The sequence below is a fragment of the Agromyces sp. S2-1-8 genome (assembly GCF_021129215.1).
GTDB classification, from domain to species: Bacteria; Actinomycetota; Actinomycetes; order Actinomycetales; family Microbacteriaceae; genus Agromyces; species Agromyces chromiiresistens.
The window spans coordinates 1027172-1052463 of sequence record NZ_JAJOLP010000001.1 but is presented as its reverse complement, the minus strand read 5'-3'; the positions used below and the strand labels follow the sequence as shown (position 1 = coordinate 1052463).

Here is a 25292-nt window from a genome sequence, read left to right as displayed (position 1 = left end):
GCGGTCGCGAGGCCCGACCGACCGGCGGATGCTGGAGGAAGCCACACTCGGGAACGCGGGAATCGAGGCAACCGATGGGCGCGCTCGGCAAGGCGCTTGCACTCGCCGTCGTCGCGGCGAGCGCGCTGCTCATGTCCGGCTGCGTCGCTCCGCCGATCGCCCTGCCGCCGTCGATGCCCCTGCATCACCACCGGTCGCTGCCCGTCGGCGACGAACCGGTCGACCTCGATCCTGACGAGTTCACGACCGACATCGACAACCCCTACTGGCCGATGAAGCCCGGCACGCAGTGGGTGTACCGGGAGAGCGACCCCGACGGCGACCTCACCGTCCGGGTGACCGTGACCTCCGAGACGAAGGTCGTCGCGAACGGCGTCGAGGCGCGGGTCGTGCGCGACACCGTGAGTCGGGGCGGCGAGCTCGTCGAGGACACCTTCGACTGGTACGCGCAGGACAGGGCGGGGAACATCTGGTACCTCGGCGAGCAGACCGCCGAGTTCGAGCACGGCGAGATGGTCTCGACCGAGGGCAGCTTCGAGGCGGGCGTCGACGGGGCGCAGCCGGGCATCGCACTCCCCGCCCGGCCGCGGCCCGGCATGGCCTACCGGCAGGAGTACCTCGAGGGCGAGGCGGAGGACGCTGGCGCGGTGCTCGGCGTCGACGAGCTCGTCGAGGTGCCGTACGGCGCCTACGACGGCGCGCTGCTCACGCGCGACACGACGCCGCTCGAGCCCGATGTCGAGGAGCTGAAGTTCTACGCCCGCGGGGTCGGGCCCGTGCTGACGGTCGCGGTCTCGGGCGGCAGCGGCCGGGAGGAACTGCTCGACGTGCGCACGGTGCCCGACGGCACGGGCACCGGGCCGCTCGGTTCACCCGAGTAAGGGTCGGCCGGCCCGTCACGCCCGGCGCCTGCGACGACGGATCACGACGAAGGCGATCGCCGCCAGCCCGCCCCCGACGAGCAGCAGCGCGAGCGTCAGCCGCGCCTCGATCCCGTCGACACCGGTCGACGGGATCGGTGCGTCGAACCGGTTGTCGACCGTGATCGTCAGCGCCTCGTCGGAGCCGACGACGACGGGGTTCGCCTCGGTGGCGCTCACCGTCACCTCGACGGCCCCTCCCGCGTCGGTCTCCTCGGCCCAGCAGTCGGCACCGACCGGCAGGTCGTCGAAGGTCTTCGTCTCGCCGGCCGTGATCGACACCGCCTCGTCGAGCGCGACGTAGTCGGGGTCGCCGTCGCCGCGGTCGAACACGCACATGACGGCGATCTCGAACGTCTTGCCGTCGGCCTGCCCGGTCGTGCCCGACACCGTCTTCTCAAGCGCGAGCGTGCCGGTCTCGAAGGTGTTGGTCGCCGTGATCGTGAGGCGCTGGGCGGTGCCCTGCTCGACGACGATCGCCGCGTTGTCGTACGAGTCGAAGTCGACGCTCGACGCGGTCGCGCCGCCCGAATCGGTCTCGACACCGAAGCAGTGCGTGTCGAGCGGCAGTTGCACCGGGGCGCCCTCGGCGTCGACGATCTCGACCGTCTCACCGGCGGTGAGCTCGACCGGCGCGTCGTAGAGCGTCACGAGCTGGCCGGCCACCTCGACCTGGCAGGTCACCTGCACGGTGAAGACCGTGTCGGCCACCCACTCGGCCTCGGCGGCCTCGCCGTCGACCTCCTTCGCAAGTTCGACCGTTCCCTGCGAGAACTCGTTCACGAACCCGGCGGTGACGACGGTCTCGACGCCCTCCTCCGCCTGGTCGGCGATCGTGACGGTCACGGGCGCGGCCGGTTCGTCGGCGGCTCCTGCGTCGGTCTCGGTCACCACGCACTCGGCGCCGACGGGGATGCCGGCGATCGTGTCGCTCGTGAACGGGCCCTCGCCGCCGTCGCTCTCGACGACGAGCTCCTGGTCGACGACCGTCTGCTCCTCGTAGGTGCAGACCACCTGGAACCTGTACTCGCCCTCTGAGAACGCCGGGGCGCCTGGGCCCGCGACGTGCTTGAGCACGTTCAGCGCGCCCGTTCGGAAGTCGTTCACGATGTCGACCTCGATCGGCCCCTGCTCGTCCGCGTCGTCGCCGACGATGAAGGTGTCGGGGGTCACCGTCGACTCGGTCGCGCCGCCGTCGTCGACCTCGGCGACGGAGCACTCGGCGCCCGTCACGAGGTTCTCGACGAGCCAGACGTCGCCCGGGGCGTCCTTCGTGAGGGTGTGCGTGGCGTCGTAGACGACGTCGGGCACCGCTTGCGGGTGGGTGCAGATCATGCGCACGTCGAAGTCGCCGAAGGTACCACCCCATGCGTCGGCCCCGGAGCCGGTCACCGTCTTCACGACCTCGACCGAGCCGACCGGGTAGCGGTTCGTCACGGCGACGACCGTCACGAGTTCGTCGTCGACGTCGGGCTGCAGCGTGAAGTCGGCGCTCGTCACCGCCCCGAGGTCGTCATCGACGCCGTTCTGGGTCACCACGATCGTCGTGTCGGCGCCGCGCGACGCGGTCTCCTCGACGGTGCACTCGGAGCCGGCGGGCAGGCCGCTGAAGGTCTTCTCCTCGCCCGTGCGCAGCAGGAACTCCTCGTCGAGCACGGTGTCGCCGTCGAAGGTGCAGACGGCGGAGAAGCGGAACAGCAGGTCGGTCGTGATCGGGTCGCCGTTCTGGTCGACGGCGGCGGTCTCGACGGTCTTCGTGACCGTGAATCCGGCGTCGGGGAAGACGTTCGTCACCGTGATCGTGATGGGCGTCTCACCGCCGTCGACGACGACGGGGTCGTCGGCGGTCGCGCTGATCTCGATGGCCCAGGCGCCCTGCCCGTCGGGCTCTTCGGCGAAGCAGTCCGACCCGATCGGGATGTCGCCGAGCGTCGCCTGCTCACCGCCCTGCAGCTCGACCGGCTCCTGATCGTAGGTCACGATCGGGTCGTTCGCGGGCCCCCGGTCGAGCGTGCAGGTCACGAGGATCTCGAACGTCTTGCCCTCGGCGTACGAGGCCGCGTCGCCGTCGAGCTCCTTCTCGATCACGAGGTCGGCGAGGTCGAAGGTGTTCGTCGCGGTGATCGCGAGCTCCTGCACCTCGTCGCCCTCCTCGGCGACGACGATGACCGCGTCGTCGAACGAGTCGAAGTCGACGCTCGAGTCGGTCGCTCCGCCGTCGTCGGTCTCCTCGCCCCAGCAGTGCGTGCCGACCGGCAGCAGCAGCGGGTCGCCCGTCGCCGCGTCGGTGACCGTGACGGTCTCGCCGCTTCCCGTCACCTCGACGTCGCCGTCGAAGAGCGGGTCGCCGCCGTCGGTGAGCGCGCAGGTGACATGCACCGTGTAGGTCGCGTCGACGAAGTCGGGGTCGTCGGATGCCTCGCCGGCGAGCTCCTTCGTCACCGAGACCGTGCCCGCCGAGAAGTGGTTGTCGAGTTCAGCGGTCGCGACCTGCGCCACCCCGTCGGCCTCGTCGGGGATCGTCACCGCCACCGGTTCGGGCAGCGCGTCGGCGCCGCCGCCGTCGGTCTCGGTGACGACGCACTCGGTGCCGACGGGCAGTCCGGTGACGGGGTCGCTCGTGAGGGGCCCGGCCGTTCCGTCGCCCGTGACCGCGAGCGTGCCCTCGCCGACCGTCTCTCCGTCGTACGTGCACACGTAGCCGAACGCGAAGTCGACGCCCTCGCTGAAGCCAGCACCCGGGCCCGACACCGTCTTCTCGACGTCGAAGCCGCCCACGCGGTAGTCGTTCGCGACCGTGACCTCGACGGGGTCGCCCTCGTCGCCGGCGACACCGATCACGACCGGTTGGGACGGAGTGATCGTCACCTCGGTCGCGCCGCCGGCGTCGGGCTCGGTCACGGTGCACTCGGCGCCCGTCGGCAGGTTTCCGACCGTCCAGGTCTCGCCGTCGGCGATCGTGCGGGTGTCGTCGTAGACCGGGTTCGCGGTCGCCTCGTCCCAGGTGCAGACGAGCCGCACCTCGAACACGTCGGCGGCCCAGGCCTCGGCGCCCGCGCCGGTGACGTCCTTCGTGATCGCGATCGAGCCCACCGTGTAGGTGTTCGTCACTGCGACGAGCGTCGCGTGCATGTTGTCGCCGTCGGGCTGGATCGCGAAGTCGACCAGGTACCCGTCGACGCTCTGCGTCTCCTCGCCGTACTCGGTCACGACGATCGTCGTGCCGGTCGAGCCGCCCGCGTCGGTCTCGACGACGGTGCAGTCGGCACCGACCGGGAGGGCGGCGAACTCCTTCGCCTCCCCCTCGTGCAGCGTGAACGTGCGGTCGGCCTCGGGCACGACCTCCTCGCCGAGGAAGGTGCAGCTCGCGGTGAATGCGAACTCGGGGTCGTACGCGATCGGGTTGCCGTCCTGGTCGACGGCACCGCCGTCGACCACCGCCTTCTCGACCGAGAACCCGCCCAGCTGGTAGGTGTTCGTGACCGTCACCTGCGCGAGGTCGCCGTCGGCGGGGGCCCCGTGGTGCACGTTCTCGAGCCCGCTGAGGTCCCGCTTCGCCTCGACGGCGCCCGACCGCGTCGGGTCGCCCGCATCGGCGGGGTCGTACGTCACGGTCGAACCCTGCGAAGGCACCTCCTGCACGCTGCACTCGGAGTAGAGGGGCAGGTTCGTGCCCGTGCCGTAGTCGACGACGGTGCCGTCGGCCGGCACGGTCGCCGGGGGCACCGGCTGCCCGTCGGCGCCGACGAGGTTCACCGTCTCGCCGCCCGAGGTGCACTGCACCGTGAAGTCGTACGAGTCGGGCAGCGGAGCGGTGTCCGGCCAGTCCGCCGGCACGTCGACCGCCTTCTCGAGCGCGATCTCGCCCGTCGGCACCGCGATGCCCGAACGCACCGGCTCGACCGGACCCTGGTAGATCTCCGCCCCGTTGAAGTCGGCGCGCGAGCCCGCCGCGACCGCGTTCCAGGCGATCGGCAGGCCGCTGTCGACCGCGGCCGGGGTGGAGTACGGCGTCCGGGTGTCGAAGGCGAGCTGGCCGGTGGCGCCCGGGGCGAGCCCTTCGCCTTCGGGCCAGGTCACGACCGCCTTCATCGCCTTCGCCTGGGCCAGCTCGGCCGCCGGCGTCGCGCTGTCGAACGCGATCCAGTCGCGGGTGCTGACATCGGGGTAGCACGGGTCGCTCGTCGGCATGGCGCCGGCGCGAGCGCTCCACTCGATGTCCTTGGCATTGCAGGCGCGGTTCGGCACCGTCGTCAGGTAGTACGTGGTCAGCACCGCGCCTGCCGTGGGACCGGCCGGCGGGATCTGCACGTTGCCGAGGAAGATCGGCGACCACTGCGACCCGCGGGCCGTTCCGACCGTGACGCCCGTGTCGCCCGGCGCCGGCAGCACATCGATGCCCGCGACCGACTCGGCGGCGATGTTGCCGAGGTTGCGGAAGGTGAGCAACCACGTCGCGACACCGCCGGGGCGGGTGATCGGCACGCAGTTGTTGCGGTAGTAGCCGGCCACCGTGGAGTTGGGCTCGGCGCAGCCCTCGGCCGGGCCGGTGTTGTTGAGCACCCCGAGGTCGTCGTAGTTCGCATCGCCGGAAGCGGCCCCCGGCACGCCCGCGGCGGTGCCCTTCACCGACTTGAGGAGCGTGATCGGCGCGGCCGCGGTCGGGTTCACGGTGGTGTTCGACGCGCAGCTCTCGACCTCGGTCGCCTGCGGATTCGTGATCGTGCCGAGGCTCGTCGAGTCGCACGTGTCGAAGATGCGGTCGCTCGTCGCGGTGACGGTGTTCCCGACGGGCGTGCCCGGGGGGAGACCAGGGCGGAACTGCAGCGCAGCGGAGATCAGGAGCCGGTCGCCCGGGTTGAAGACGAACCCGTCGGGCACCGTGATCGTGACGAGTCCGGTCGTGGTGTCGAGGTCGCCGGCGAACCCGGATGCGTCGAGAACCGTGCCGTCGGCGGCGGTCAGCGTGAACCCGAACGTCGGGGTGACGGTCGGGCTCGGCACGAGCAGCGAGCCGCCAGCGTCGGTCGCGACCTGGTCGGTGAGCTCGAGCCCCGTGATCGGCCACTGCCCGGTGTTCGTGACCGTCATCTTGTACGGGATCGTGCCCGATGGCGGGAACTGCTGCGAGGCGGAACCGTCGCTTCCGTTGCCCGGCGTCTTGACGACACTGATGCCGTTCGCGAGGTGCTTCAGCACGGTCTCGTCGGTCGCGTCGGCGTCGGCCGACCACTGCGTGCCGCCGTCGGTCGTCCACGATCCTTCGCCGTGCACATCGACCGTGTCGGTCGTGGTGCCTGGCGCGGTCTCGCCCGGGGCGACCGGCACGTCGATACCCGGTTGGGTCGTCGGGACGGGCACATCGGTCTCGCCGCCGGGCCCGTACCGCAGATCGACGAGCTGGTTCGCCGTGAACGCGATCGGCACGATCGGGTTGATCGGGTTCTCCCAGTTCGAGGCCGCGTCGTCGACGCGGAACTCGAAGCGCAGGCCGAGCACCTCGCCCTCGGCGACCCCGCTGGGCAGCACGGGCAGGACGCTGCCGCCCGAGTCGGCCGTCTGCCACTCGCCGACGGTCCAGCAGGCTGTCAGGTCGGTCGAACCCTCGCAGGCCTGGCTCAGCACGTTCGTGCCCGTGTCGAAGGCGTAGTCGACGCCGGTGAGCGCGGAGACCCGGACCTGGCGGACCGGACTCGGAAGGGTCGCCTGCGGGAACGACGCGAACTCGAACTGGTTCCAGAACGTCGGGTCGTCGTCGGTGATCGTGAGCACGGTCGTGCGCACGTTGCCGGTCGGCTGGCCCGTGAGCGTGATCGTGTAGCCCTCGCGCGGCTCGTTCTCGGCCCGGTCGTTCGGGTCGGCCGAGGTCGACGGCGTCACGATGTCCTTCGTCGCCACCACGCCGTAGCTCGCGGCGGCGAACGGCAGCGTGTCGGTGGCCGTGCCGGCAGCGGTGTCGATGTCGGCGTCGTCGCCCGGCCGCTGCACCTCGGCGCCCGCGACGTTCGTCGCGATGTCGGCCGTCGTCACCGGGTTCGCCGGATTGCTGCGCTCCGTCTTGCGCAGCTGGAAGGTGAGCACGACCGACGCGGTCGCCTTGGACTCGATCGCGACGTCGTCGGCGTCGGTGTGCACGACCGAGAAGCCGATCACGTCGGCGAGGTCGGCCGGCGCGAGGGCGAGGGCGTCGGCGATCGTGTAGTCGGTGGTGGCTCCCCCTTCCCGGGTGAGGGTCACCGTCGATTCGGTCGCAGCCTCGGGCACCGAGATCGTGTCGATCGCGAAGAGGTTCAGGAACTCGTACGCGTTCGTCGCGCCCCCGGGGGCCGGGTCGGTGATGGTGAGGGTCTGCACCTCGGCTTCGGTCTCGTTCCGCGCGGTGATCGTCGCGTTCACGAGCGGGTAGGTGTCGGCGGGCGTCGTGACCGGCGGGATGGGCAGGTTGTCCTGGTCGAACTGCTTCGTGACCGACACGTTCACCGTGGAGTCGAGGATCGTGATGAGGTCGGAGTCCGTCTGGGTGATCGGCTGCGGCCCCTCCCCTTCGATCTCGGCCGTGTTGTCGACCACTCCGGGCTGACCGGAGTTGAAGTCCTCGGCGTGGAGGGTGCCCGTCACCGGGCCGCCGTCGCTGCGCTTGAAGTCGCGCAGCTCGAAGACGAGGTCGAGGTCGCGATCGTGGTCGTAGGAGGTTGCGACGCCCGAGCCCGAGGTGGGCTGCCCGGCGCCGCCGCGGGCCGAGCCCTCGGCGTAGGTGAGGCGCACGGCCCTCGTCGAGGCGACCTCACCGTCGTCGAGCGTGTAGCCGGGGAACGCACCGTCGCAGTCGGCCGCCGTCGCGCACGCCTTGCTCGTGATGTCGACCCACTCGCCGGTGCCGGCGGCGTCGTCGAACTCGAACAGCTCGACCTTCGACACCCGGTCGTACTGCATCGAGGGGTCGAGGCTCGCGTCGATCGGTGCGATCTCGACCAGGTTCCATGCATCGAAGGCCGAGCTCGCGATCGCCGCATCGTCGTAGCCGGGCCCGGCGGTCGGGTCGTCGGTGATCGCGACGGTGTCGAACGGCAGGCCCTCGGTCGACCACGAGATGCGGGCGGTGCGCCGGTCGCCGCTGAACGCGAAGAGCGGATCGGCCGGGTCGACGATCCAGTGCTTCTCGAAGAGATCGGGGCCTTCGCCGCCGTCGATCGGGTTGAGGTCGATCGCGTCGCCGTCGGTCGCGGTGTTGTCGTCGGGCGTGACGTCGTTGTCGTTGTGCACCTCGGAGCCGGCCAGGTTCGGCACCGTCAGCGGGTCGGCCTCCGCCGCGGCATCCGCGACCGAGCCGGAACCGTCGCGGAACTGGTCGCGCGTCTCCACCGTGATCGAGGGCGCCACCTCGAAGCCGGGCGGCAGCAGCTCGCCCTCTTTCGGCGTGTAGACGAACTGGATGCCCTGGATCTGGTCCTGCGTGACCGGGGCGGTTCCGCCCGGCACCGCGAGCACGAGCGTCCCCTCGCCGTCGAGCTGGCCGCCGGGCAGCGGCAGCCATTCGCTGCCGTTCCAGTAGTTCACCTGGAGGTCCGCGTTCGCCGGCACCCCGGCCACGATCTGGGTGAGGTCGAACGTGTTCCAGAACGGATCGACGACGCCCGCCTGCGGGTCGGCCGGGTCGCTCACCACGAGCACGTCGGAGCCGACCGTCGATGCGTTCGCGCCCTGGTCGTTCACGTGCGCGATGAAGCTGACGTCGGTCGTCGAGCCCGGCACGGCCCACTGCGAGTCGCGGGCGATGTTCTTGTCGATCGTCGTCGAGACCCGCCCCGGCTGCCGGGTGACGTCATCGCTCGCCGAGTCGTCGCCGCTCTTGCCCGTCTGGTCGGTGACGATCGAGGTCGTCTCGTTGGTGGTCGTGACGTCCTCGCCGTCGACGGGCTGCGCGACGACGTCGAACGGCACGGTCGCCGTGCCGTTCTGGATGATCGGTCCCGTGAAGGTGACGGTGAAGCCGACCACCTCGCTCGCGCCTTCGAGCTCGGGGTCGGGCAGCGTGTTCGCGGTGTCGGCCGTGAGCGTCTCGGTCTGCCCGTCGGCGTACACGTACGTCACCGTCGCACCGGTCGCGTTCGGCGGCCACACGACACCGCTCGTGAAGCCGGCGAACGTGAGCCCCTGGTCGGCGAGATCGGGCTGCCCCGGCGTGGGCTCCTGGATGACCATCTCGGTCACCGGCCGGAAGCCGTTGGTCGCCTCGATCGTCGCGGTGGTCTGCTGCCCGGCGAGCAGGTTCGGATTGGCGAAGTTCTTCGTGACCTCGACGAACGGGCCGGTGTTCGAGATGACGACATCGCCGGGCGCCGTCTTCGGCGGGCTCGCGGTGTCGTGCACCACGACGTTCGACGACGCCGTGTTCGGCACGTCGACCGACTGGTCGATCGGGATGTCGAGCACGGCGTCGTTCGTCACGGCGCCGATGCCGATCTCGGCGGGCTCGTCGCCCGACGGCGGCAGTTGGTCGCCCGTCGACGAGCTGAACGTGAAGCGGAGTCCCTTCACGTCTTCCTGCGGCACCCCCACCGGGATGCCGGAGGGATCGGCCGGGATCGGCCCCGGCCCGTACGCCGACGTCCAGTTGCCGTCGGCGTCGAGCCATTCGATCTCGACCTGGTCGGCGCCGGCGGGCGGGGTGATCGAGGCGATGCCGGTGAAGTCGAAGTAGCCGTCGAACGGGCTCGCGACGCCGTCGGCCGGGTCCTGCACGACGATCTCGTCGACCGACCGGTTCGAGGCGTTGCCGCCGCCGATCGTGTAGTCGACCGGCTGGCCGGGCAGCGCGGGCACGCCGGGGGTGCCGTCGGGCTGGTGATCGTCGACCGATTTCGTGACGGTCGAATCGAGCACCTCGGGCACCTCGATGGTGATGGCCTCGCCGTCCTCGACGGTGAGCGCGTTGTCGGCGGTCGCCGTCGCGGTGTTGACGATCTCGGCGTCGTTGTAGTCGGCGCTGATGTCGGCGGGGATCTGCACGAAGACCGTGACCGTCGCCTTCGACCCGGCGGGCTGGCCGGTACCCGCCGATCCGTCGGTCGTGAAGTCGACGGTGAAGTCGGAGCCGTCGACGGCGACCGTCGAGCTGCCGCCGCCGAAGACCTCGACGGGCGGCTCGATCGACGGGTCGAAGACGAGCGGGGCGGGCAGCGTGTCGTTCAGTTCGGCGTTGACGCACGTGTCGACGAGGTTGCTGTTGCAGGTCAGCTCGATCGTGTAGCTGAACTGGTCACCCGGCGCGTAGGGCGAGTTGTTCGGGTTGATCGACTTCGTGACGATGAACTCGGCATCGTCGGGTGCCGCGAACGCCGGCGCGGCCGCCGGTGCCGCGAGCCCAACCGCCATGAGTATCGCGGCGACCCCCGCGAGCGTACGACGGACGATCGACATCTACTCCCCCTGCCCGCGGCCGTCGGGACCGCTTCGGGCGCACGGTAGAGCGCGTGCACCCGAATCCGACCCTATCGGCGGGAGAAGTCCCGGGGAACCCCGGGGCGATCAGCCGAGCAGGTCGTGCAGCTGCACGATCTCGTCGCGCCCCGGGCCGACGCCGATGGCCGAGATGCGCGACCCGCTCATCGCCTCGAGCTCGCGCACGTAGGCCTGCGCGTTCGCGGGGAGGTCGGCGAACTCGCGCGCGCCCGAGATGTCCTCGCTCCAGCCGGGGAACTCCTCGTAGACCGGCTTCGCGTGGTGGAAGTCGCTCTGCGAAACGGGCACCTCGTCGAACCGCTCGCCGTCGACGTCGTAGGCGACGCAGACGGGGATCTTCTCGACGCCGGTGAGCACGTCGAGCTTCGTGAGCACGAAGTCGGTGACGCCGTTGATGCGCGAGGCGTAGCGCGCGATCGGCGCGTCGTACCAGCCGGTGCGGCGCTTGCGGCCCGTGGTCGTGCCGAACTCGTGCCCCTGCTCGGTGAGGAAGTCGCCCCACTCGTCGAAGAGCTCGGTCGGGAAGGGACCCGCGCCGACGCGCGTCGTGTAGGCCTTCACGACCGCGATGACGCGGTCGATGCGGTTCGGGGCGATGCCCGACCCGGTCACGGCCCCACCGCTCGTCGCGTTCGACGAGGTGACGAACGGGTAGGTGCCGTGGTCGACGTCGAGCATCGTCGCCTGGCCGCCCTCGAAGAGCACGGTCTCGCCCGCCTCGAGCGCACGGTGCAGCAGCAGAGACGTGTCGGTGACCATGGGACGGAGCCGGTCGACGTAGGAGAGCAGTTCGTCGACGATCTCGTCGACGCCGATCGCCCGCCGGTTGTAGACCTTCACGAGCAGGTGGTTCTTCTGGTCGAGCGCGCCCTCGACCTTCTGCCGCAGGATGTTCTCGTCGAACAGGTCTTGCATGCGGATGCCGACGCGGTTGATCTTGTCGGCGTACGACGGCCCGATGCCGCGCCCGGTCGTGCCGATCTGGCGCTTGCCGAGGAAGCGCTCGGTGACCTTGTCGAGGGTGCGGTGGTACTGGGTGATGAGGTGCGCGTTGGCCGAGACCCGCAGCTTCGAGACATCCACCCCGCGGGCCTCGAGGCCCTCGAGCTCTTCGAACAGCACCTCGACGTCGACCACGACGCCGTTGCCGATGACCGGCGTCACGCCGGGCGTCAGGATGCCGGACGGCAGCAGGTGCAGCGCGTACTTCTCTTCGCCGACGACCACGGTGTGACCCGCGTTGTTGCCGCCGTTGAACTTGACGACGTAGTCGAGGCGCGAGCCGAGCAGGTCGGTCGCCTTGCCCTTGCCCTCGTCGCCCCACTGTGCACCGATGAGTACGGCTGCGGGCATGTCAGCGCTCCCCTTCTGCCGGCTGCTCGGCCGGAACGATCGTGATGAGCTGGGTCGGCGTGAACTCGCTCGCGATGCGAGCGGGCGCCTCGGCGTCGGCGCTGCGCAGCTCGTCGGCGAGCCGGGCGGCCTGGTCGGCGAGACCGAGCGCCTCGGCGGCGCGGCGCTGCGTGTCGAGGGCGCGCAGGTACGCGCGGTTCGGCTCGTCGGCCCACGGCACGGCGGTGCCGGGCTGCCAGCCGGCGGTCGCGAGCTGCGCGCGGGCGAGCTCGGCGGATGCCGCGGCGAAGGCGTAGGCCTCGAGCGGGCGACCCTCGGAGTCGGCGAGATCGGCGAGCTCGGCCCAGGCGAGGGGCGATGCGGGATGCTCCGAGACGACGCCGGCCACGGCGGCGCGATCGGCCTCCGCCAGCGCTTGGCGGACCTCGGGCTCATCGGCGAGCGCCGCGGCAGGCCCGGGTGCTGTTTTCTTGGGAGTCACACTCCACCTTATCGCGGGGCCCATTTCGACCATTCGAAGCCGGTCGAGTAGGCGCGAAGCGCCGTATCGAGACCCTCAGCCGGTGGTCGAGTAGCGAAGCGTATCGAGACCCCGTCGCGAGGCTTCGACACGAGCCACGCAATACCTACTTCACTGCAATGCGGAAGCCGCCCTCGCCATACGTGGCGGCGAGTTCACCCTCGCGGGGCAGTTCAAGTTCAGAGCAGCCGGACACGCCGCCACCGATCCGCTGCATCCAATAACAGACGGCATACTCGCCCGGTGGCGCGGTGATCCGGAAGTCGCCGTCTTCTTCAATGGGGGACACCGTGCCACCGAGTTCTGAAACGTCCGACTCGCTCAGCGTCCCCACGACGGAGACCCATTGCTGGGAGTCCGAGATCGGTTCCTCGCCCGTGAGTTCCCAAAATGACCCATCCATCACCTCGATGGGGAGGACCGCCAGCCCGCCACCACCGACGGCGTACTTACCCCCGACTCCCACATCGTCGAGACCATACATCCGGCCGACCAGACCACCCGTGCCGGCTGGCGTGGGTCCGCACGCCGTGAGCAGCCCGATGGCAAGCGCCAGCATCACGATCGAGAAGGCTGCGCGGCCTCCGGCGGACGTCATCGGAGGATCACGTTGAACTCGTATATTGAGAAGTCGTCGAGGACGACTCGGAATGTCTTGGTGGTGCCGGCCCAAGATTTCGGTGTTGCCGCGTTGACGTGCCAGGTTCCCCCGGAGCGCACCATGTCATACGTCGCGCCGGAAACAGTGAACGCGCCGGAAAGGACCGTCGAGCCGCTCACGTCAGCGCCGGTAATCGTCCACTTGATCGGAATCGTGCGCCCGGCATTGACGCTCCCTCCGGGGGCGACCGGCGGCTCGAACCCAGCGAACACGTAGTCGGATCCGGGGGGCTCCGGCGCCGCGACCCGTTGGATCGTGATCGTTACGCTCGCGGTCGCGGTAGCACCGGTGGTGTCGGTCGCGGTCGCGGTGATCTGGTGGGTACCTTCGCTGAGCAGGTCAGCACGTTGCACCAGGTCAGAGCCAGTTCCGAGTTGCCCATCGAGATCCGAATTCCACATGATGGTGCCGTCCAGCGGACCGTCTTCGGCATCGGTCGCAGTCGCGGTGAGCGGAATGCTCTGTGCGCCGGTGGCGACGAACCCGTTCGTCGGACTGTCGATATTCAGTATCGGCACGAGGTTCGGGAGGGTGAACGTCGAGGATGTTGCAACGGCGCTTCGCAGGCCGTCGCTGGCGATCACGCGGATCCGAGCGGTGCTGCTTCCCGGCAGCGACCATCGTGCGACCGACATCGAGGCTCCCGGAAGGTCAATGCCGATCGGGTTCCACGTTGCGCCGTCATCCGTGCTGTAGAGGACGGTGTGACGGAGTGCGTCGCTGTCGGCGTCCGATGATGTCCAAGTGAACGTGACGCGATCTGACGTTCCACCGGTTGGCGGCGAAACCATTACCTGTGGCGAGTTGGATGAGACGGTGCCGCTGGCCAAGGTCGCGTTCGCGGAAACGACCTCAACGAGCGTCGCACTCATCAGGCCCTGCGGAACCACGACATTGAAGGTCGACGGCGCAGCCGCGACGTCACCACCAATCCCCGAATCACCATGGTTGCTAATCGGCGTGAACCTGGTCCGCCACAACTCTGCCCCGGAGTCGTCGCGGAGCACCACCGCGTGTGTGCCCGTCGGATCGTCCGCGGTGGGGGCGAAGTCAACGCTGAGCGCGGGCGCGAGTTCGGCGCTCAGCCCATCAGCAGCGATCACCCCACGAATGGTTTCCCCGGCACCCGCGTCGAGATCACCGATGATCGGTGCACGGTCGTCGGTGAGCAACTGCAGGTAGTCGCGCTTCCCGATCCATCGCGCCTGCTCACCCTGGTCATCCGACCTGCAATACGACATCAGAGAAGTGTTCGTTTGGGGGGCGGAGAGGAACAGATCATCGTCCGAGTCGAGGTAGCGCGGGTCGATACCCCAGACCTCACTCCGCGGATCGCCGATCGGGCCAAGCGCCGCGACGGTGTCACCATTGGTCTTCGTGGTCCAATGGGGGTAGTCATCGGCACTGGCGTCGGCAACCTCCGTGCACCAGCCCTTCTTCATTTCGTTGAAGACCCAGAGGATCTTCGTCCAGCCGTTCTCCGCGGCGTTGACACTATGGTGCAGGCCATACGAATGACCGAGTTCGTGGACGACTCGGTTGCGCGCATGGCCGCTGTCGAACTCGCCCTCGAGGAATTCATTGGACAACCGATACCGCCACCGAATTGTCGAGCGGCACGTTCACCCGATCCTGCAGTGCGGCCGCATACCCGTCCAGCTGCAGGTCCCAGTCGGTTGCGCTGATCGAACCGGAGCCGTCGAGCAGCAGGACCAGGTCAGTCTGCTCGACGATTGGCAGCTCCTCGTCAGGCTCCACATGCATGTCGGCCACAGCGACCTGGCCGGCCGCTGTGAGGAGCAGGGCTGTGACGCCGAGAACTGCGACTACACGGGCTGCAAAGTGTCGAATCACTGTGACTTTCCTTTCGGGCAATTCGGAAAGGTTCGATACAGTCGCGTGAGCACAATAACGCCGCCTGGCAAATACACCGGTCTTGTCGCCAATGCCGACCGTAGTGGCAACTTCTCGGCCGAAGGCACCCCCTGTTCGGGGGTCCTCTCCCGCCGGCACGAAAACGCGACGAGCCCAGACCCCATCGCAGAAGTGGTAGGGGGAGCGAGAGGTTCAACGGCTCCGCCGTCGCTACTCGACCGCCGGAAGGCCACCGGCCGCGGCATCCGCCCCGATGTCACGCACCCGGACGCCCAAGTAGGCTGGAGGGCATGTCGAAGGTCCTCACCTCCCTGCCCGTCGGCGAGCGCGTCGGCATCGCCTTCTCCGGAGGTCTCGACACCTCCGTCGCCGTCGCGTGGATGCGCGAGAAGGGCGCCGTGCCGTGCACGTACACGGCCGACCTCGGCCAGCCCGACGAGCCCGACGTCGAGGCCGTTCCCGGCCGCGCGCTCGAGTACGGCGCCGAGCTCTCGCGACTCGTCGACTGCCGCGCCGCACTCGTCGAAGAGGGCCTCGTCGCCCTCGCCTGCGGCGCGTTCCACATCCGCTCGGGCGGCAAGACGTACTTCAACACGACCCCGCTCGGTCGCGCGGTCACCGGCACGCTGCTCGTGCGCGCCATGATGGAGGACGGCGTCGACATCTGGGGCGACGGCTCGACCTACAAGGGCAACGACATCGAGCGGTTCTACCGCTACGGCCTCATGGCCAACCCGCGCCTGCGCATCTACAAGCCGTGGCTCGACTCGGCGTTCGTCACCGAGCTCGGCGGCCGCCAGGAGATGAGCGAGTGGCTGCAGGAGCGCGACCTGCCGTACCGCGCGAGCGCCGAGAAGGCCTACTCGACCGACGCGAACATCTGGGGCGCGACGCACGAGGCGAAGGTGCTCGAAGAGCTCAGCGCCGGCATCACGACCGTCGAGCCGATCATGGGCGTCAAGTTCTGGGACGAGTCGGTCGAGATCCCCGCCGAAGACGTCACCGTGCGCTTCGAGGAGGGCCGCCCGGTCGCGATCAACGGCGTGCGTTTCGACGACGCCGTCGAGCTCGTGCTCGAGGCGAACCGCATCGGCGGCCGCCACGGGCTCGGCATGAGCGACCAGATCGAGAACCGCATCATCGAGGCGAAGTCGCGCGGCATCTACGAGGCGCCGGGCATGGCGCTGCTGCACCTCGTGTACGAGCGCCTGCTCAACGCGATCCACAACGAGGACACGATCGCGAACTACCACAACGAGGGCCGCCGCCTCGGCCGCCTCATGTACGAGGGGCGCTGGCTCGACCCCCAGTCGCTCATGCTGCGCGAGTCGATCGTGCGCTGGGTCGCCTCGGCCGTCACGGGCGAGGTCACGGTGCGCCTGCGCCGCGGCGACGACTACACGATCCTGAACACCGAGGGCCCGGCGTTCAGCTACCAGCCCGAGAAGCTCTCGATGGAGCGTGTGGGCGATGCGGCCTTCGGCCCCGAAGATCGCATCGGCCAGCTCACGATGCGCAACCTCGACATCGCCGACTCGCGCTCGCGCCTCGAGCAGTACGCGCACCTCGGCATCGTCGGCGGCACGACGGCCGCCCTCGTCGGCGACCTGGCCGAGGGCAGCGCCGCCGAGATCGCCGCCCCGGCCGACGACGCCGCGGATGCCGCGACCGACGCCGCGAACGAGGCGGCCGCGTTCGACCTCGGCACCGACTGACGCCCGGCCGTTCGAGCCGGTCGCTCCGACGAGGCCCGATTCGCGAGACGCGCACCGCCGAGTGCGTTCCGCGAGTCGGGCCTCGTCTGTGAAGCCCCTGAACTAACTTGCACACTCGTGTGCAAGTTCAGTAGGCTCGAAGCATGCCGTCCGTCACCGACGCGGAGCGCCGCGCGCCCCGCAGGGACGCGGCCGAGAACCGCGAAGCCCTCCTCACCGCCGCATCCGCCGCGCTCGCGGCCGACCCCGAGGCATCCCTCGCGGCGATCGCCGCAGCCGCCGGCCTCACCCGCCGCTCCGTCTACGGCCACTTCGCCGGCCGCGACGAACTCGTGCTCGCCCTCGTCGAACGCGGCACCGCACGACTCAACGCCGTCGCCGCGACGGTCGAGCACGACCGGGCCCCCGTCGCGATCGCCCTGCTCGGGTCGCGTCTCTGGGGCGTGGTCGAACACGTGCGACTGCTCGCCGGCATGGCGCTCACCGCCCCGTACGTCGAACGGGTCGCTCGAGCCCTCGCCCCCGTGCGCGAACGCCTCGCCGCCCTCGTCGCCCGCGGCGTCGCCGACGGGAGCGTGCGCGACGACCTGCGCCCCGCGCTGCTCGCCCGCCTGATCGAGGAGGCGGCGCTCGCCGTGCTGCTCGAGGCCGGTCGCACCCGCCTGCCCGACGCCGAGGGACGACGCGCCGTGATGCTCGCCGTGCTCGGCATCGCCGGACTCTCGTGGCGCGAGGCGGGCACCCTCATCGACACCACCCCCGAGCTCGCCATGGAGGAGCCGGCATGAGAATCGAACTCAGAGACGTCTCGAAGGGCCGCGCCGGCCAGGCGCTCGGCCCCACGTCGGTCGGCTTCGAATCGGGCCGGGCGACGCTCGCCCGCGCCGAGACCGAGCAGCGACCCACCGTGCTCGGCCTCATCGCCTCCGGTCGCATGCGGCCCGACGCCGGCGCCGTCACGATCGACGGCCGGGCGGATGCCTCGGCGATCCGCCGTCGCATCGCCCTCGTCGACGCACCCGAGGTGAGCGACCCTGCGCCGAACGTCACCGTCGCGGGCGTCGCCGCCGAAGAGCTCATGTTCGCGGGGGTCCCGTCGAACCCCGTGTCGGTCGCCCGCTGGCTCACCCAGCTCGGCCTCGACGACGTCGCCCGCACGCCGATCGCGAACGTCGACCCGCACGCGCGACTGCGCCTCCTGACCGAGCTCGCGCTGCTGCGCGACGGCGTCGAGGGTCTCGTCATCGTGTCGCCCGACCGCCACGGCGGCGACCCGATCGAGTGGTGGGGCCTCGCGAAGCAGCTCGCCGACCGCGGCTTCGCCGTGCTCGTCATCGCCGGCCACGCCTCGGCCGCCGCGATCGGGGCCGCCGCGATGATCGCCCGCATGCACGGGCCCGACTCGCCCGACGAGTTCGACGACTCCGACACCCTGCCGCTCGCCGAGGGAGGCATCGCGTGAAGATCCCCCAGATGATCGCCGCCGAGTTCCGCAGGCTCACCTCCACCAAGATGTCGGTGCTCGCGCTCCTCGCCCTCATCGCCGTGCCCGTGCTCTACGGGGGCCTCTACCTCTGGGCGAACCAGGACCCGTACGCGAAGTTCGCCGAGGTGCCCGTCGCCCTCGTCGTCGAGGACGAGGGCGTGGCCGCATCGACGAGCGCCACCGGCGAGGCCACCGAGGCGCGCAACGTCGGCGAGGAGATCGCCGACGAGCTCATCGCCGACGGTGCGTTCGACTGGCAGCGGGTCTCGGCCGAGGAGGCCGCGACCGGGCTCGACGAGTCGCGCTACGACTTCGCGATCACCTTCCCCGCCGACTTCTCCGACGCGCTCGCCTCGGTGCAGACCGACGCGCCCCGGCAGGCCGAGATCGTGCTGTCGACGAACGACGCGAACAGCTACCTCGCCGGCACGATCGGCAAGCAGGCGGTCGAGAAGATCCGCACGACCATCGCCGAGAAGGTCGGCGACGAGGCGGCCTCGACGCTGCTCGACTCCATCTCGACCATCCGCGGCAAGCTCGTCGACGCCGCCGACGGCGCGTCGCAGCTCACCGACGGCGCGGGGCGCGCGGTCGACGGGGCGGCGCAGCTCGCGACCGGCGCGACGCAGCTCGCCGACGGCAACGCGCAGCTCGCGACCGGTTCGGCCCAGCTCGAGACGGGAACGCAGCAACTGGCCGACGGCACCGCCCGGCTCGCCGACGGTTCGGCGACGCTCGCCGACGGCGCCGCCCAGGTGGCCGACGGCAACGCGCAGCTCGCGGCCTCGGCCGATCGGGTCGGCACCGCGGTCGCCGATGCCGCGGCGGCCGTGCCGCAGGCCCGCGCCGACATCGAGGCCGCGCTCGAGGCCCAGGGCCTCGACCAGGCGACGATCGACACCGTGCTCGCGAAGCTCGACGTGGTCGGCGATCGCATCACGACGGGCAACGAGAAGGTGCAGTCCGTCGTCGGCGACATCGACCGGCTCGCCGACGGCAGCGCGCAGGTCGCCGCGGGCTCCGCCGACCTCGCGGCGGGTGCGAGCACCGCCGCCGACGGCGCAGCCAGGGCGGCGAGCGGCGCATCGCAGCTCGCCGACGGCGCGGCTCGGGCCGCCACCGGATCGGCGCAGCTGCGCGACGGCGTCGGCACGCTGCAGTCGGGCCTCGGCGAGCTCGCCGACGGCGCGGGGCAGCTGCGCGACGGGCTCGACGCCGGGGTCGACCAGATCCCCGACTCGAGCCAGTCGACCCGCGACGCGCAGGCCGCGACGATCGCCGACCCGATCACGCTCGAGACGAGCTCGATGGCCCAGGCGGGCAACTACGGCGCCGGGCTCGCCCCGTTCTTCGCGGCGCTCGCCGGCTGGATCGGCATCTACGCGCTCTTCCTCATCGTGAAGCCGATCTCGCGCCGGGCCGTCACCGCGCTCCACTCGCCGATCCGCATCACGCTCGCCGGCTGGCTCACGCCGGGCCTGCTCGGCGCGGTGCAGATGGCGGCGCTCTACCTCGTGCTCGCGTTCACCCTCGGGTTCCAGATGCACCATCCGCTCGGCGTCGTCGGCACGATGGTCTTCGCATCGGTGACGTACGCGGCGATCATCCTCGCGCTCAACGTCTGGCTCGGCTCGGTCGGCCAGTTCCTCGGCCTCGTGCTCATGGTGCTGCAGCTCGTGACGGCGGGCGGCACGTTCCCGTGGCAGACGCTGCCCGCACCCCTCGCGGCCCTGCACCACGTACTGCCCATGGGCTACGTCGTCGACGCGATGCGCCAGTTCATGTACGGCGGCGACCTGTCGCGAGCGGCGGGCGACTTCGGGGTGCTCGCGATCTGGCTCGTCGGCGCGCTCGTCGTCTCGGCGATCGGCGTCACCCGCATGACGCACTTCCGCACGCTGCGCGACCTGCAGCCGAGCCTCATCGGCTGAGTCCGGTCGAGCACGGATGCCTCGGGGCCGGCGTCGGCCCCGAGGCATCCACGTCTCACAACCAGTGCCGGGACTTGAAGATCAGGTACAGCACGTAGCCCGACACGAACATGAGCAGCAGGGCGAACGGGTAGCCGAAGACCCAGTGCAGCTCGGGAATGTGGTCGAAGTTCATGCCGTAGATGCCGGCGACGAGCGAGGGTGCGAAGAAGATGGCCGCCCAGCTCGAGATCTTCTTCGTCTGCTCGCTCTGCGCGATGCTCGCCTCGTTCTGCCGCTGCGCGACGAGCGTGGCGTGCACGCTCAACGCGTTGCGCAGCGTCTCGCGGTACTCGTCGACGCGCTCGGTGATGCGGATGACGTGGTCGAGCACGTCGCGGAACGCACGCCGAAGCTCGAGCTCGTCGCCCTCGGGATCGGCCGCCGCGTCGTCGCTCAGCTCCTCGCGGATCGCCTCGATCATCTCCCGCAGCGGCTTCACCGCGCGCTGGAACTCCATGACCTCGCCCGACAGGTCGTAGATGCGCTTCGCAACCGCAGCATCGCCGCTGAAGAGCTGCTCCTCGATCTCGTCGATGTCGTTCTCGAGGCCCGCGACGACGGGGGCGTACTCGTCGACGATCTGGTCGACGATCGCGTAGAGCACGCCGAGCGGGCCGCGGGCGAGCAGTTCGGGCGCGGCCTCGAGGCGTGCGCGCACGCGCCCCAGGTCGGGCTTCTCGGCGTGGCGGATCGCGACGACGAAGTCCCCGCCGACGAAGACGTGCACCTCGCCGAACTCGACCCGCTCATCGGCGTCGAGGTAGCGCGCGGGCCGCAGCACGACGAACCGGGTGTCGCCGTAGCGCTCGAGCTTCGCGCGCTGGTGGCCGGCGAGCGCGTCTTCGACCGCGAGCTCGTGCAGGCCGAATTCCTCGGCGACGACGCCGAGCTCGGCGGCATCGGGCCGGTAGAGGCCGATCCACGCGAAGCCGCCCGGGTGCCGCTCGAGCTCGTCGAACGTGTCGGCGAGCACCGCCGGCGAGACGGCGCGCCGACCGTCGACATAGACCGCGTTGTCGATGACCGTCACGGGTCAACCGTAGGTCACCCGTAGATGCGATCGGCGTAACTCGGGCCGTAGTACTCGTCGAGCGTCTCGAGCGATTCGTCGGGTCGTTCGAGCGCCTGCGCGATGACCGCCCGCCGCGGCGCGGCCTCGGGCCGCCACGCGTCGGGCTGCCAGGCCTTCGAACGCAGGAACGCCTTGGAGCAGTGGAAGAAGACCTGCTCGATGTCGACCACGGTCGCGAGCACCGGTCGGTTGCCGCGCACGATCATGTCGTCGAGGAACGGCGCGTCGCGCACGATCGTCGCCCGCCCGTTGATGCGCAGCGTGTCGCCGCGACCGGGGATCGCGAAGAGCAGCCCGACGCGCGGGTTCCGCAGCAGGTTGTGGAACCCGTCTGCGCGGCGGTTGCCGGGACGCTCGGGGATCGCGATCGTGCGGTCGTCGAGCACGAGCGCGAACCCCGCCGGGTCGCCCTTCGGCGAGACGTCGAGCCGCCCCTCGTCGTCGCTCGTCGCGACGAACGCGAGCGGGGCGGCCGCGAGCCACGCGCGGTCGATCGCGTGCAGGTGCGTGCGCTCCTTGCGCACGACCGCCGGCAGCGGCGCGCCGACGATCTCCTCGAGCTCGTCGGCGGTGGTCACGGGTATGCCGCGGGAACGATCGGTCATGCCCGCCACGCTACTCCGAGGGCGCGGCCGGCCCGAACGCGTGCGTCAGCACCCACGAGTGCATCGCGATCGCGGCGGCGGCGCTCGCGTTGAGCGAGCGGGTCGACCCGAACTGGGTGATCTCGACGATCGCGTCGGCGGCGGCGGTCGCCTCCGGCGAGAGCCCCGGGCCCTCCTGACCGAAGAGCAGCACGCACCGCTCGGGCCACGCGAACGCCTCGATCGGCACGGCGCCCTCGACGTTGTCGACCGCGATGACGGGCAGCGATTCGCCGCGCGCCCAGTCGGCGAATGCCGCGACATCCGGGTGGTAGTCGACGTGCTGGTAGCGGTCGGTGACCATGGCGCCGCGCTTGTTCCAGCGTCGGCGGCCGATGATGTGCACGGTGTCGGCGGCGAAGGCGTTGGCGCTGCGCACGATCGAGCCGATGTTCATGTCGTGCTGCCAGTTCTCGATCGCGACGTGGAACGGGTGCCGGTGCTCGTCGAGGTCGGCGACGATCGCGTCCATGCGCCAGTAGCGGTAACGGTCGATGACGTTGCGGGTGTCGCCCGCCGCGAGCAGTTCGCGGTCGTAGCGCGGGTCGTCGGGCCACTCGGCCTCACCGCCGGGCCACGGGCCGACGCCGTGCTGCGGCATCGTCGCCTCGGGTTCGGATGCCTCGTGCCGGTCGTCGTCCACACGCCAACGCTACCCGCGCCGGGTGCGCGCGGCGCGCGCACCCGGCGCGCACGGCTCGTGATCGCGGGGTTTTCGGTACGCCGAAATATTGCTATGTTTTAGGCATGCCGAAAATGCTCGACGACGAGACCGAGCCCACGACCACCGTCCGCCCCGAGCGCCCCCATCGGGGCGGGCGGCGCCGGGCCGAGGCATCCCTGCCGCGCGTCGCCTGGCTCATCGGTCCCGCTCTCGTCGCGGGCGTCGCCTACCTCGACCCCGGCAACGTCGCGAGCAACATGACCGCCGGCGCCCAGTACGGCTACCTGCTCGTCTGGGTCGTCGTGCTCGGCAACGTGATGGCCTGGCTCATCCAGTACCTGTCGGCGAAGCTCGGCATCGTCACCGGACGCAGCCTGCCCGAGGTGCTCGGCGGACGCATCCGCAACCGGTGGGGGCGGCGCGCGTACTGGCTGCAGGCCGAGCTCGTCGCCATGGCGACCGACCTGGCCGAGGTGATCGGCGGCGCCGTCGCCCTCAACCTGCTGTTCGGGGTGCCGCTCGTCTGGGGCGGACTCATCACGGGGGCCGTCTCGATCGTGCTGCTGGTGCTGCAGTCCAAGCGAGGGCCGCGCACCTTCGAGTTCGTGATCATGGGGCTGCTCGCGATCATCACGATCGGGTTCACGGTGGGCGTCTTCATCGCCCCGCCCGACCCCGCCGGCCTCCTCGCCGGGCTCGTGCCGCGCTTCGCCGACGCGAACTCGGTGCTGCTCGCCGCCTCGATCCTGGGCGCGACGATCATGCCGCACGCGATCTACGCGCACTCGGCGCTCTCGCGCGATCGCTTCGCGACGCGCGGCGAGCAGGCGGGCGGTCGGCGGACGACCTCCGACTCCCCCGCGCTCCTCCCCGGCACCGCGACCGACGTCCCGACCGACGTCCTCGTGCGCGCCACCCGGTGGGATGTCTCGATCGCGATGGCCATCGCCGGCACCGTGAACCTCTGCATCCTGCTGCTCGCCGCCGTGAACCTCGCGGGCGTCGAGGGCACCGACAGCCTCGAGGGCGCCTACGCCGCACTCGGCGCGGCGCTCGGCCCCGTCATCGCGACGCTCTTCGCCGTCGGCCTGCTCGCCTCGGGCCTCGCGTCGACGTCGGTCGGCGCGTACGCGGGCGCCGAGATCATGCACGGACTGCTGCACGTGCGGGTACCGCTGCTCGCGCGCCGGCTCGTGACCCTCATCCCGGCGCTCGTGATCCTCTGGCTGGGGTTCGACCCGACGCTCTCGCTCGTGCTGAGCCAGGTCGTGCTGTCGTTCGGCATCCCCTTCGCGCTCATCCCGCTCGTCTCGCTGACCGCGAAGTCCGGCGTCCTCGGCCGGTGGCGCAACCACTGGGCCACGACCGCGGCGGGCATCGCCGCCTCGGTCTTCCTCATCACGCTCAACGGGGTGCTGCTCTGGCTCGTGTTCACGGGCGCATGACGGAGCGGGGCGATGCTCCGGGCGCGCGCGGGCGGGCCGCCCGGCGCACCTCGCAGAACTGATGCAGAACTTTCCGTGACGGCAACACTCGAAAGTCTTTCGTCCGCGCGCGACGTCATACGGCCCGCCGGCACCCGGGCGGTCGCCTACGCTGCTGGGACCCACGGATGGAGGACATCATGCCCGGCTGGCGTCTGCGCGAGTTCCACAACGACGATCTCGACGGCATCCTGCACCTCTGGGAGGCGCAGCGGCAGTCGTCGCACGAGCCGGTCTACGACCTCAGCGAGGTGATCGCCTCGTGCCAGATGGACCACGCGATCGTCGCGGTGCACGCCGACCAGGTGATCGGCGCCGCCGTCGGCCGTGCCGCGCACGACCAGGGCTGGGTCGTGTTCTTCGCGATCGCCGACGACTGGCGGCACCAGGGCATCGGCTCGGCGATGCTCGCGGCCCTCGAGAAGCGCATGGCGCCGCACGGCCTCACGAAACTCTCGGCGCTCATCCCCGAGAACGAGAGCCGGGTCGACGCCTTCGCCAACCAGGGCTTCGAGCTCAAGCACCAGCTGCGCTACTTCGAGCGCCGCATCCCCGTGCAGCGGCAGGAGCTGAGCTCGCTCGCCGAGCTCGGCGGCCGACTGCTGCCACGCACGCTCTGGGAGTCGGTGGCGGGCATGCGCCGTGAGAAGGAGATCCTCGAGCAGCGCCTCGTGCTGCCGCTCGCCGAGCCCGACCTCGCCGACCGCTACGGCGTGGTGCCGCCGCGCGCGGTCGTGCTGTTCGGCCCGCCAGGCACTGGCAAGACGACGTTCGCGAAGGCGATCGCCTCACGGCTCGAGTGGTCGTTCGTCGAGGTGTTCCCGTCGCGGCTCGCCGCCGAGCCCGGCGGCCTCGCCGGGGCGCTGCGCGACACGTTCACGAAGATCGCCGAGCTCGAGCACGCGGTCGTGTTCATCGACGAGGTCGAGGAGATCGCCGCACAGCGATCGGGCGAGCCGCCGTCGCCGCTGCAGGGCGTCACGAACGAGCTGCTCAAGATCATCCCGGCGTTCCGCGAGCAGCCCGGGCGGCTCCTCGTGTGCGCGACGAACTTCATCCGCGCGCTCGACAGCGCGTTCCTCCGGCACGGACGATTCGACTACGTGATCCCGATCGGCCTGCCCGACGAGGCGGCGAGGCAGGCGATCTGGCAGCGGTACGTGCCCGAGCAGGTGGCCGCCGCCGTCGACGTCGCCCTGCTCGTCGAACGCTCCGCCGGGTTCTCGCCCGCCGACATCGAGTTCGCCGCCCGCAGCGCGTCGCAGCGGGCGTTCGAGGCCGCGGTGCGCAACGGCGCGACGGGTGACGACCGGGATGCCTCGGCGCACGGCGCCGCACCGCGCCCCGCCGGTCCGAGCACCGCCGACTACCTCGACGCGATCGCCGGCACCCGCACCACGGTGTCGGCCGAGACCGCCGGCGCGTTCCTCGAGGACATCGAACGGCTCGCGCGGGTCTGACGG

General features: G+C 70.6%; 16 protein-coding genes. 7 read left to right on the top strand and 9 right to left on the bottom strand.

Features of this window, described 5'->3' with window-relative positions; genetic code table 11:
* Positions 1-74 precede the first annotated feature (74 nt).
* Positions 75-881: a hypothetical protein gene (locus tag LR269_RS04810; protein WP_231429631.1), complete on the top strand. Its 807-nt coding sequence runs from the start codon at positions 75-77 to the stop codon at positions 879-881.
* 15 nt (positions 882-896) lie between these two features.
* Here LR269_RS04810 and LR269_RS04805 read toward each other — a convergent pair whose 3' ends face one another.
* The 6 genes from LR269_RS04805 to LR269_RS04780 all read right to left on the bottom strand — a co-directional run bounded on the left by LR269_RS04805 (position 897) and on the right by LR269_RS04780 (position 14770).
* Positions 897-10340: a DUF5979 domain-containing protein gene (locus tag LR269_RS04805; RefSeq protein WP_231429630.1), complete on the bottom strand. Its 9444-nt coding sequence runs from the start codon at positions 10338-10340 to the stop codon at positions 897-899.
* Positions 10341-10448: 108 nt separating this feature from the next.
* Entirely contained in the window at positions 10449-11735 is a 1287-nt protein-coding gene (locus tag LR269_RS04800) for an adenylosuccinate synthase (protein WP_231429629.1), read from the bottom strand.
* A gap of 1 nt (position 11736) precedes the next feature.
* Positions 11737-12216 (bottom strand): DUF3151 family protein, encoded by a 480-nt coding sequence (locus LR269_RS04795; protein ID WP_231429628.1) that lies wholly within the window; start codon positions 12214-12216, stop codon positions 11737-11739.
* Positions 12217-12361: 145 nt separating this feature from the next.
* Positions 12362-12853, bottom strand: coding sequence for a hypothetical protein (locus LR269_RS04790; RefSeq protein WP_231429627.1), 492 nt, complete (start codon positions 12851-12853; stop codon positions 12362-12364).
* Positions 12850-14505, bottom strand: coding sequence for a hypothetical protein (locus LR269_RS04785; RefSeq protein ID WP_231429626.1), 1656 nt, complete (start codon positions 14503-14505; stop codon positions 12850-12852). Before LR269_RS04785 ends, LR269_RS04790 begins: the two co-directional genes overlap by 4 nt.
* On the bottom strand, positions 14495-14770 hold the full coding sequence (locus LR269_RS04780; RefSeq protein ID WP_231429625.1) for a DUF1194 domain-containing protein: 276 nt from the start codon (positions 14768-14770) through the stop codon (positions 14495-14497). The genes LR269_RS04785 and LR269_RS04780 overlap by 11 nt, the downstream gene beginning before the upstream one ends.
* Before the next feature lie 311 nt (positions 14771-15081).
* Here LR269_RS04780 and argG point away from each other — a divergent pair, with 311 nt between their 5' ends.
* The 4 genes from argG to LR269_RS04760 all read left to right on the top strand — a co-directional run bounded on the left by argG (position 15082) and on the right by LR269_RS04760 (position 19923).
* Positions 15082-16506 carry an argininosuccinate synthase gene (gene argG / locus LR269_RS04775; protein ID WP_231429624.1) on the top strand — a complete coding sequence of 475 codons (1425 nt, stop codon included), beginning with the start codon at positions 15082-15084 and terminating at the stop codon, positions 16504-16506.
* A gap of 143 nt (positions 16507-16649) precedes the next feature.
* Positions 16650-17294 (top strand): TetR family transcriptional regulator, encoded by a 645-nt coding sequence (locus tag LR269_RS04770; RefSeq protein ID WP_231429623.1) that lies wholly within the window; start codon positions 16650-16652, stop codon positions 17292-17294.
* Positions 17291-17968 carry a hypothetical protein gene (locus LR269_RS04765; RefSeq protein ID WP_231429622.1) on the top strand — a complete coding sequence of 226 codons (678 nt, stop codon included), beginning with the start codon at positions 17291-17293 and terminating at the stop codon, positions 17966-17968. Before LR269_RS04770 ends, LR269_RS04765 begins: the two co-directional genes overlap by 4 nt.
* The gene (locus LR269_RS04760) at positions 17965-19923 is read left to right on the top strand and encodes a YhgE/Pip domain-containing protein (protein WP_231429621.1); all 1959 of its coding nucleotides are present in this window, start codon (positions 17965-17967) and stop codon (positions 19921-19923) included. The genes LR269_RS04765 and LR269_RS04760 overlap by 4 nt, the downstream gene beginning before the upstream one ends.
* 55 nt (positions 19924-19978) lie before the next feature.
* Here the strand turns inward: LR269_RS04760 and LR269_RS04755 are convergent, their stop codons facing one another.
* Genes LR269_RS04755 through LR269_RS04745 form a run of 3 tightly spaced genes read right to left on the bottom strand, consistent with a single transcriptional unit; the run spans position 19979 to position 22282 of the window.
* Complete coding sequence (locus tag LR269_RS04755) at positions 19979-20995, bottom strand: magnesium and cobalt transport protein CorA (protein ID WP_231429620.1); 1017 nt, start codon at positions 20993-20995, stop codon at positions 19979-19981.
* 14 nt (positions 20996-21009) lie between these two features.
* A complete protein-coding gene (locus LR269_RS04750; RefSeq protein ID WP_231429619.1) occupies positions 21010-21642 on the bottom strand; it encodes an MSMEG_1061 family FMN-dependent PPOX-type flavoprotein in 633 nt (210 codons plus the stop codon).
* A gap of 10 nt (positions 21643-21652) precedes the next feature.
* Positions 21653-22282, bottom strand: coding sequence for a TrmH family RNA methyltransferase (locus tag LR269_RS04745; protein ID WP_231432240.1), 630 nt, complete (start codon positions 22280-22282; stop codon positions 21653-21655).
* A gap of 146 nt (positions 22283-22428) precedes the next feature.
* On the opposite strand from LR269_RS04745, the gene LR269_RS04740 reads away from it, so the two are divergent.
* Together LR269_RS04740 and LR269_RS04735 are read left to right on the top strand one after the other, a co-directional pair.
* A complete protein-coding gene (locus LR269_RS04740; protein ID WP_231429618.1) occupies positions 22429-23790 on the top strand; it encodes an Nramp family divalent metal transporter in 1362 nt (453 codons plus the stop codon).
* Positions 23791-23969: 179 nt separating this feature from the next.
* Positions 23970-25289 (top strand): ATP-binding protein, encoded by a 1320-nt coding sequence (locus LR269_RS04735; protein WP_231429617.1) that lies wholly within the window; start codon positions 23970-23972, stop codon positions 25287-25289.
* The last annotated feature ends 3 nt before the right edge of the window (positions 25290-25292 follow it).

Excerpts from the sequence above, each read along its gene's own strand:
- LR269_RS04770 (WP_231429623.1), top strand. The coding sequence starts at position 16,650 with ATGCCGTCCGTCACCGACGCGGAGCGCCGCGCGCCCCGCAGGGACGCG.
- LR269_RS04750 (WP_231429619.1), bottom strand. The coding sequence starts at position 21,642 with ATGACCGATCGTTCCCGCGGCATACCCGTGACCACCGCCGACGAGCTC.
- argG (WP_231429624.1), top strand. The coding sequence starts at position 15,082 with ATGTCGAAGGTCCTCACCTCCCTGCCCGTCGGCGAGCGCGTCGGCATC.
- LR269_RS04790 (WP_231429627.1), bottom strand. The coding sequence starts at position 12,853 with ATGACGTCCGCCGGAGGCCGCGCAGCCTTCTCGATCGTGATGCTGGCG.
- LR269_RS04740 (WP_231429618.1), top strand. The coding sequence starts at position 22,429 with ATGCCGAAAATGCTCGACGACGAGACCGAGCCCACGACCACCGTCCGC.
- LR269_RS04810 (WP_231429631.1), top strand. The coding sequence starts at position 75 with ATGGGCGCGCTCGGCAAGGCGCTTGCACTCGCCGTCGTCGCGGCGAGC.
- LR269_RS04805 (WP_231429630.1), bottom strand. The coding sequence starts at position 10,340 with ATGTCGATCGTCCGTCGTACGCTCGCGGGGGTCGCCGCGATACTCATG.
- LR269_RS04800 (WP_231429629.1), bottom strand. The coding sequence starts at position 11,735 with ATGCCCGCAGCCGTACTCATCGGTGCACAGTGGGGCGACGAGGGCAAG.
- LR269_RS04765 (WP_231429622.1), top strand. The coding sequence starts at position 17,291 with ATGAGAATCGAACTCAGAGACGTCTCGAAGGGCCGCGCCGGCCAGGCG.
- LR269_RS04735 (WP_231429617.1), top strand. The coding sequence starts at position 23,970 with ATGCCCGGCTGGCGTCTGCGCGAGTTCCACAACGACGATCTCGACGGC.
- LR269_RS04745 (WP_231432240.1), bottom strand. The coding sequence starts at position 22,282 with ATGCCGCAGCACGGCGTCGGCCCGTGGCCCGGCGGTGAGGCCGAGTGG.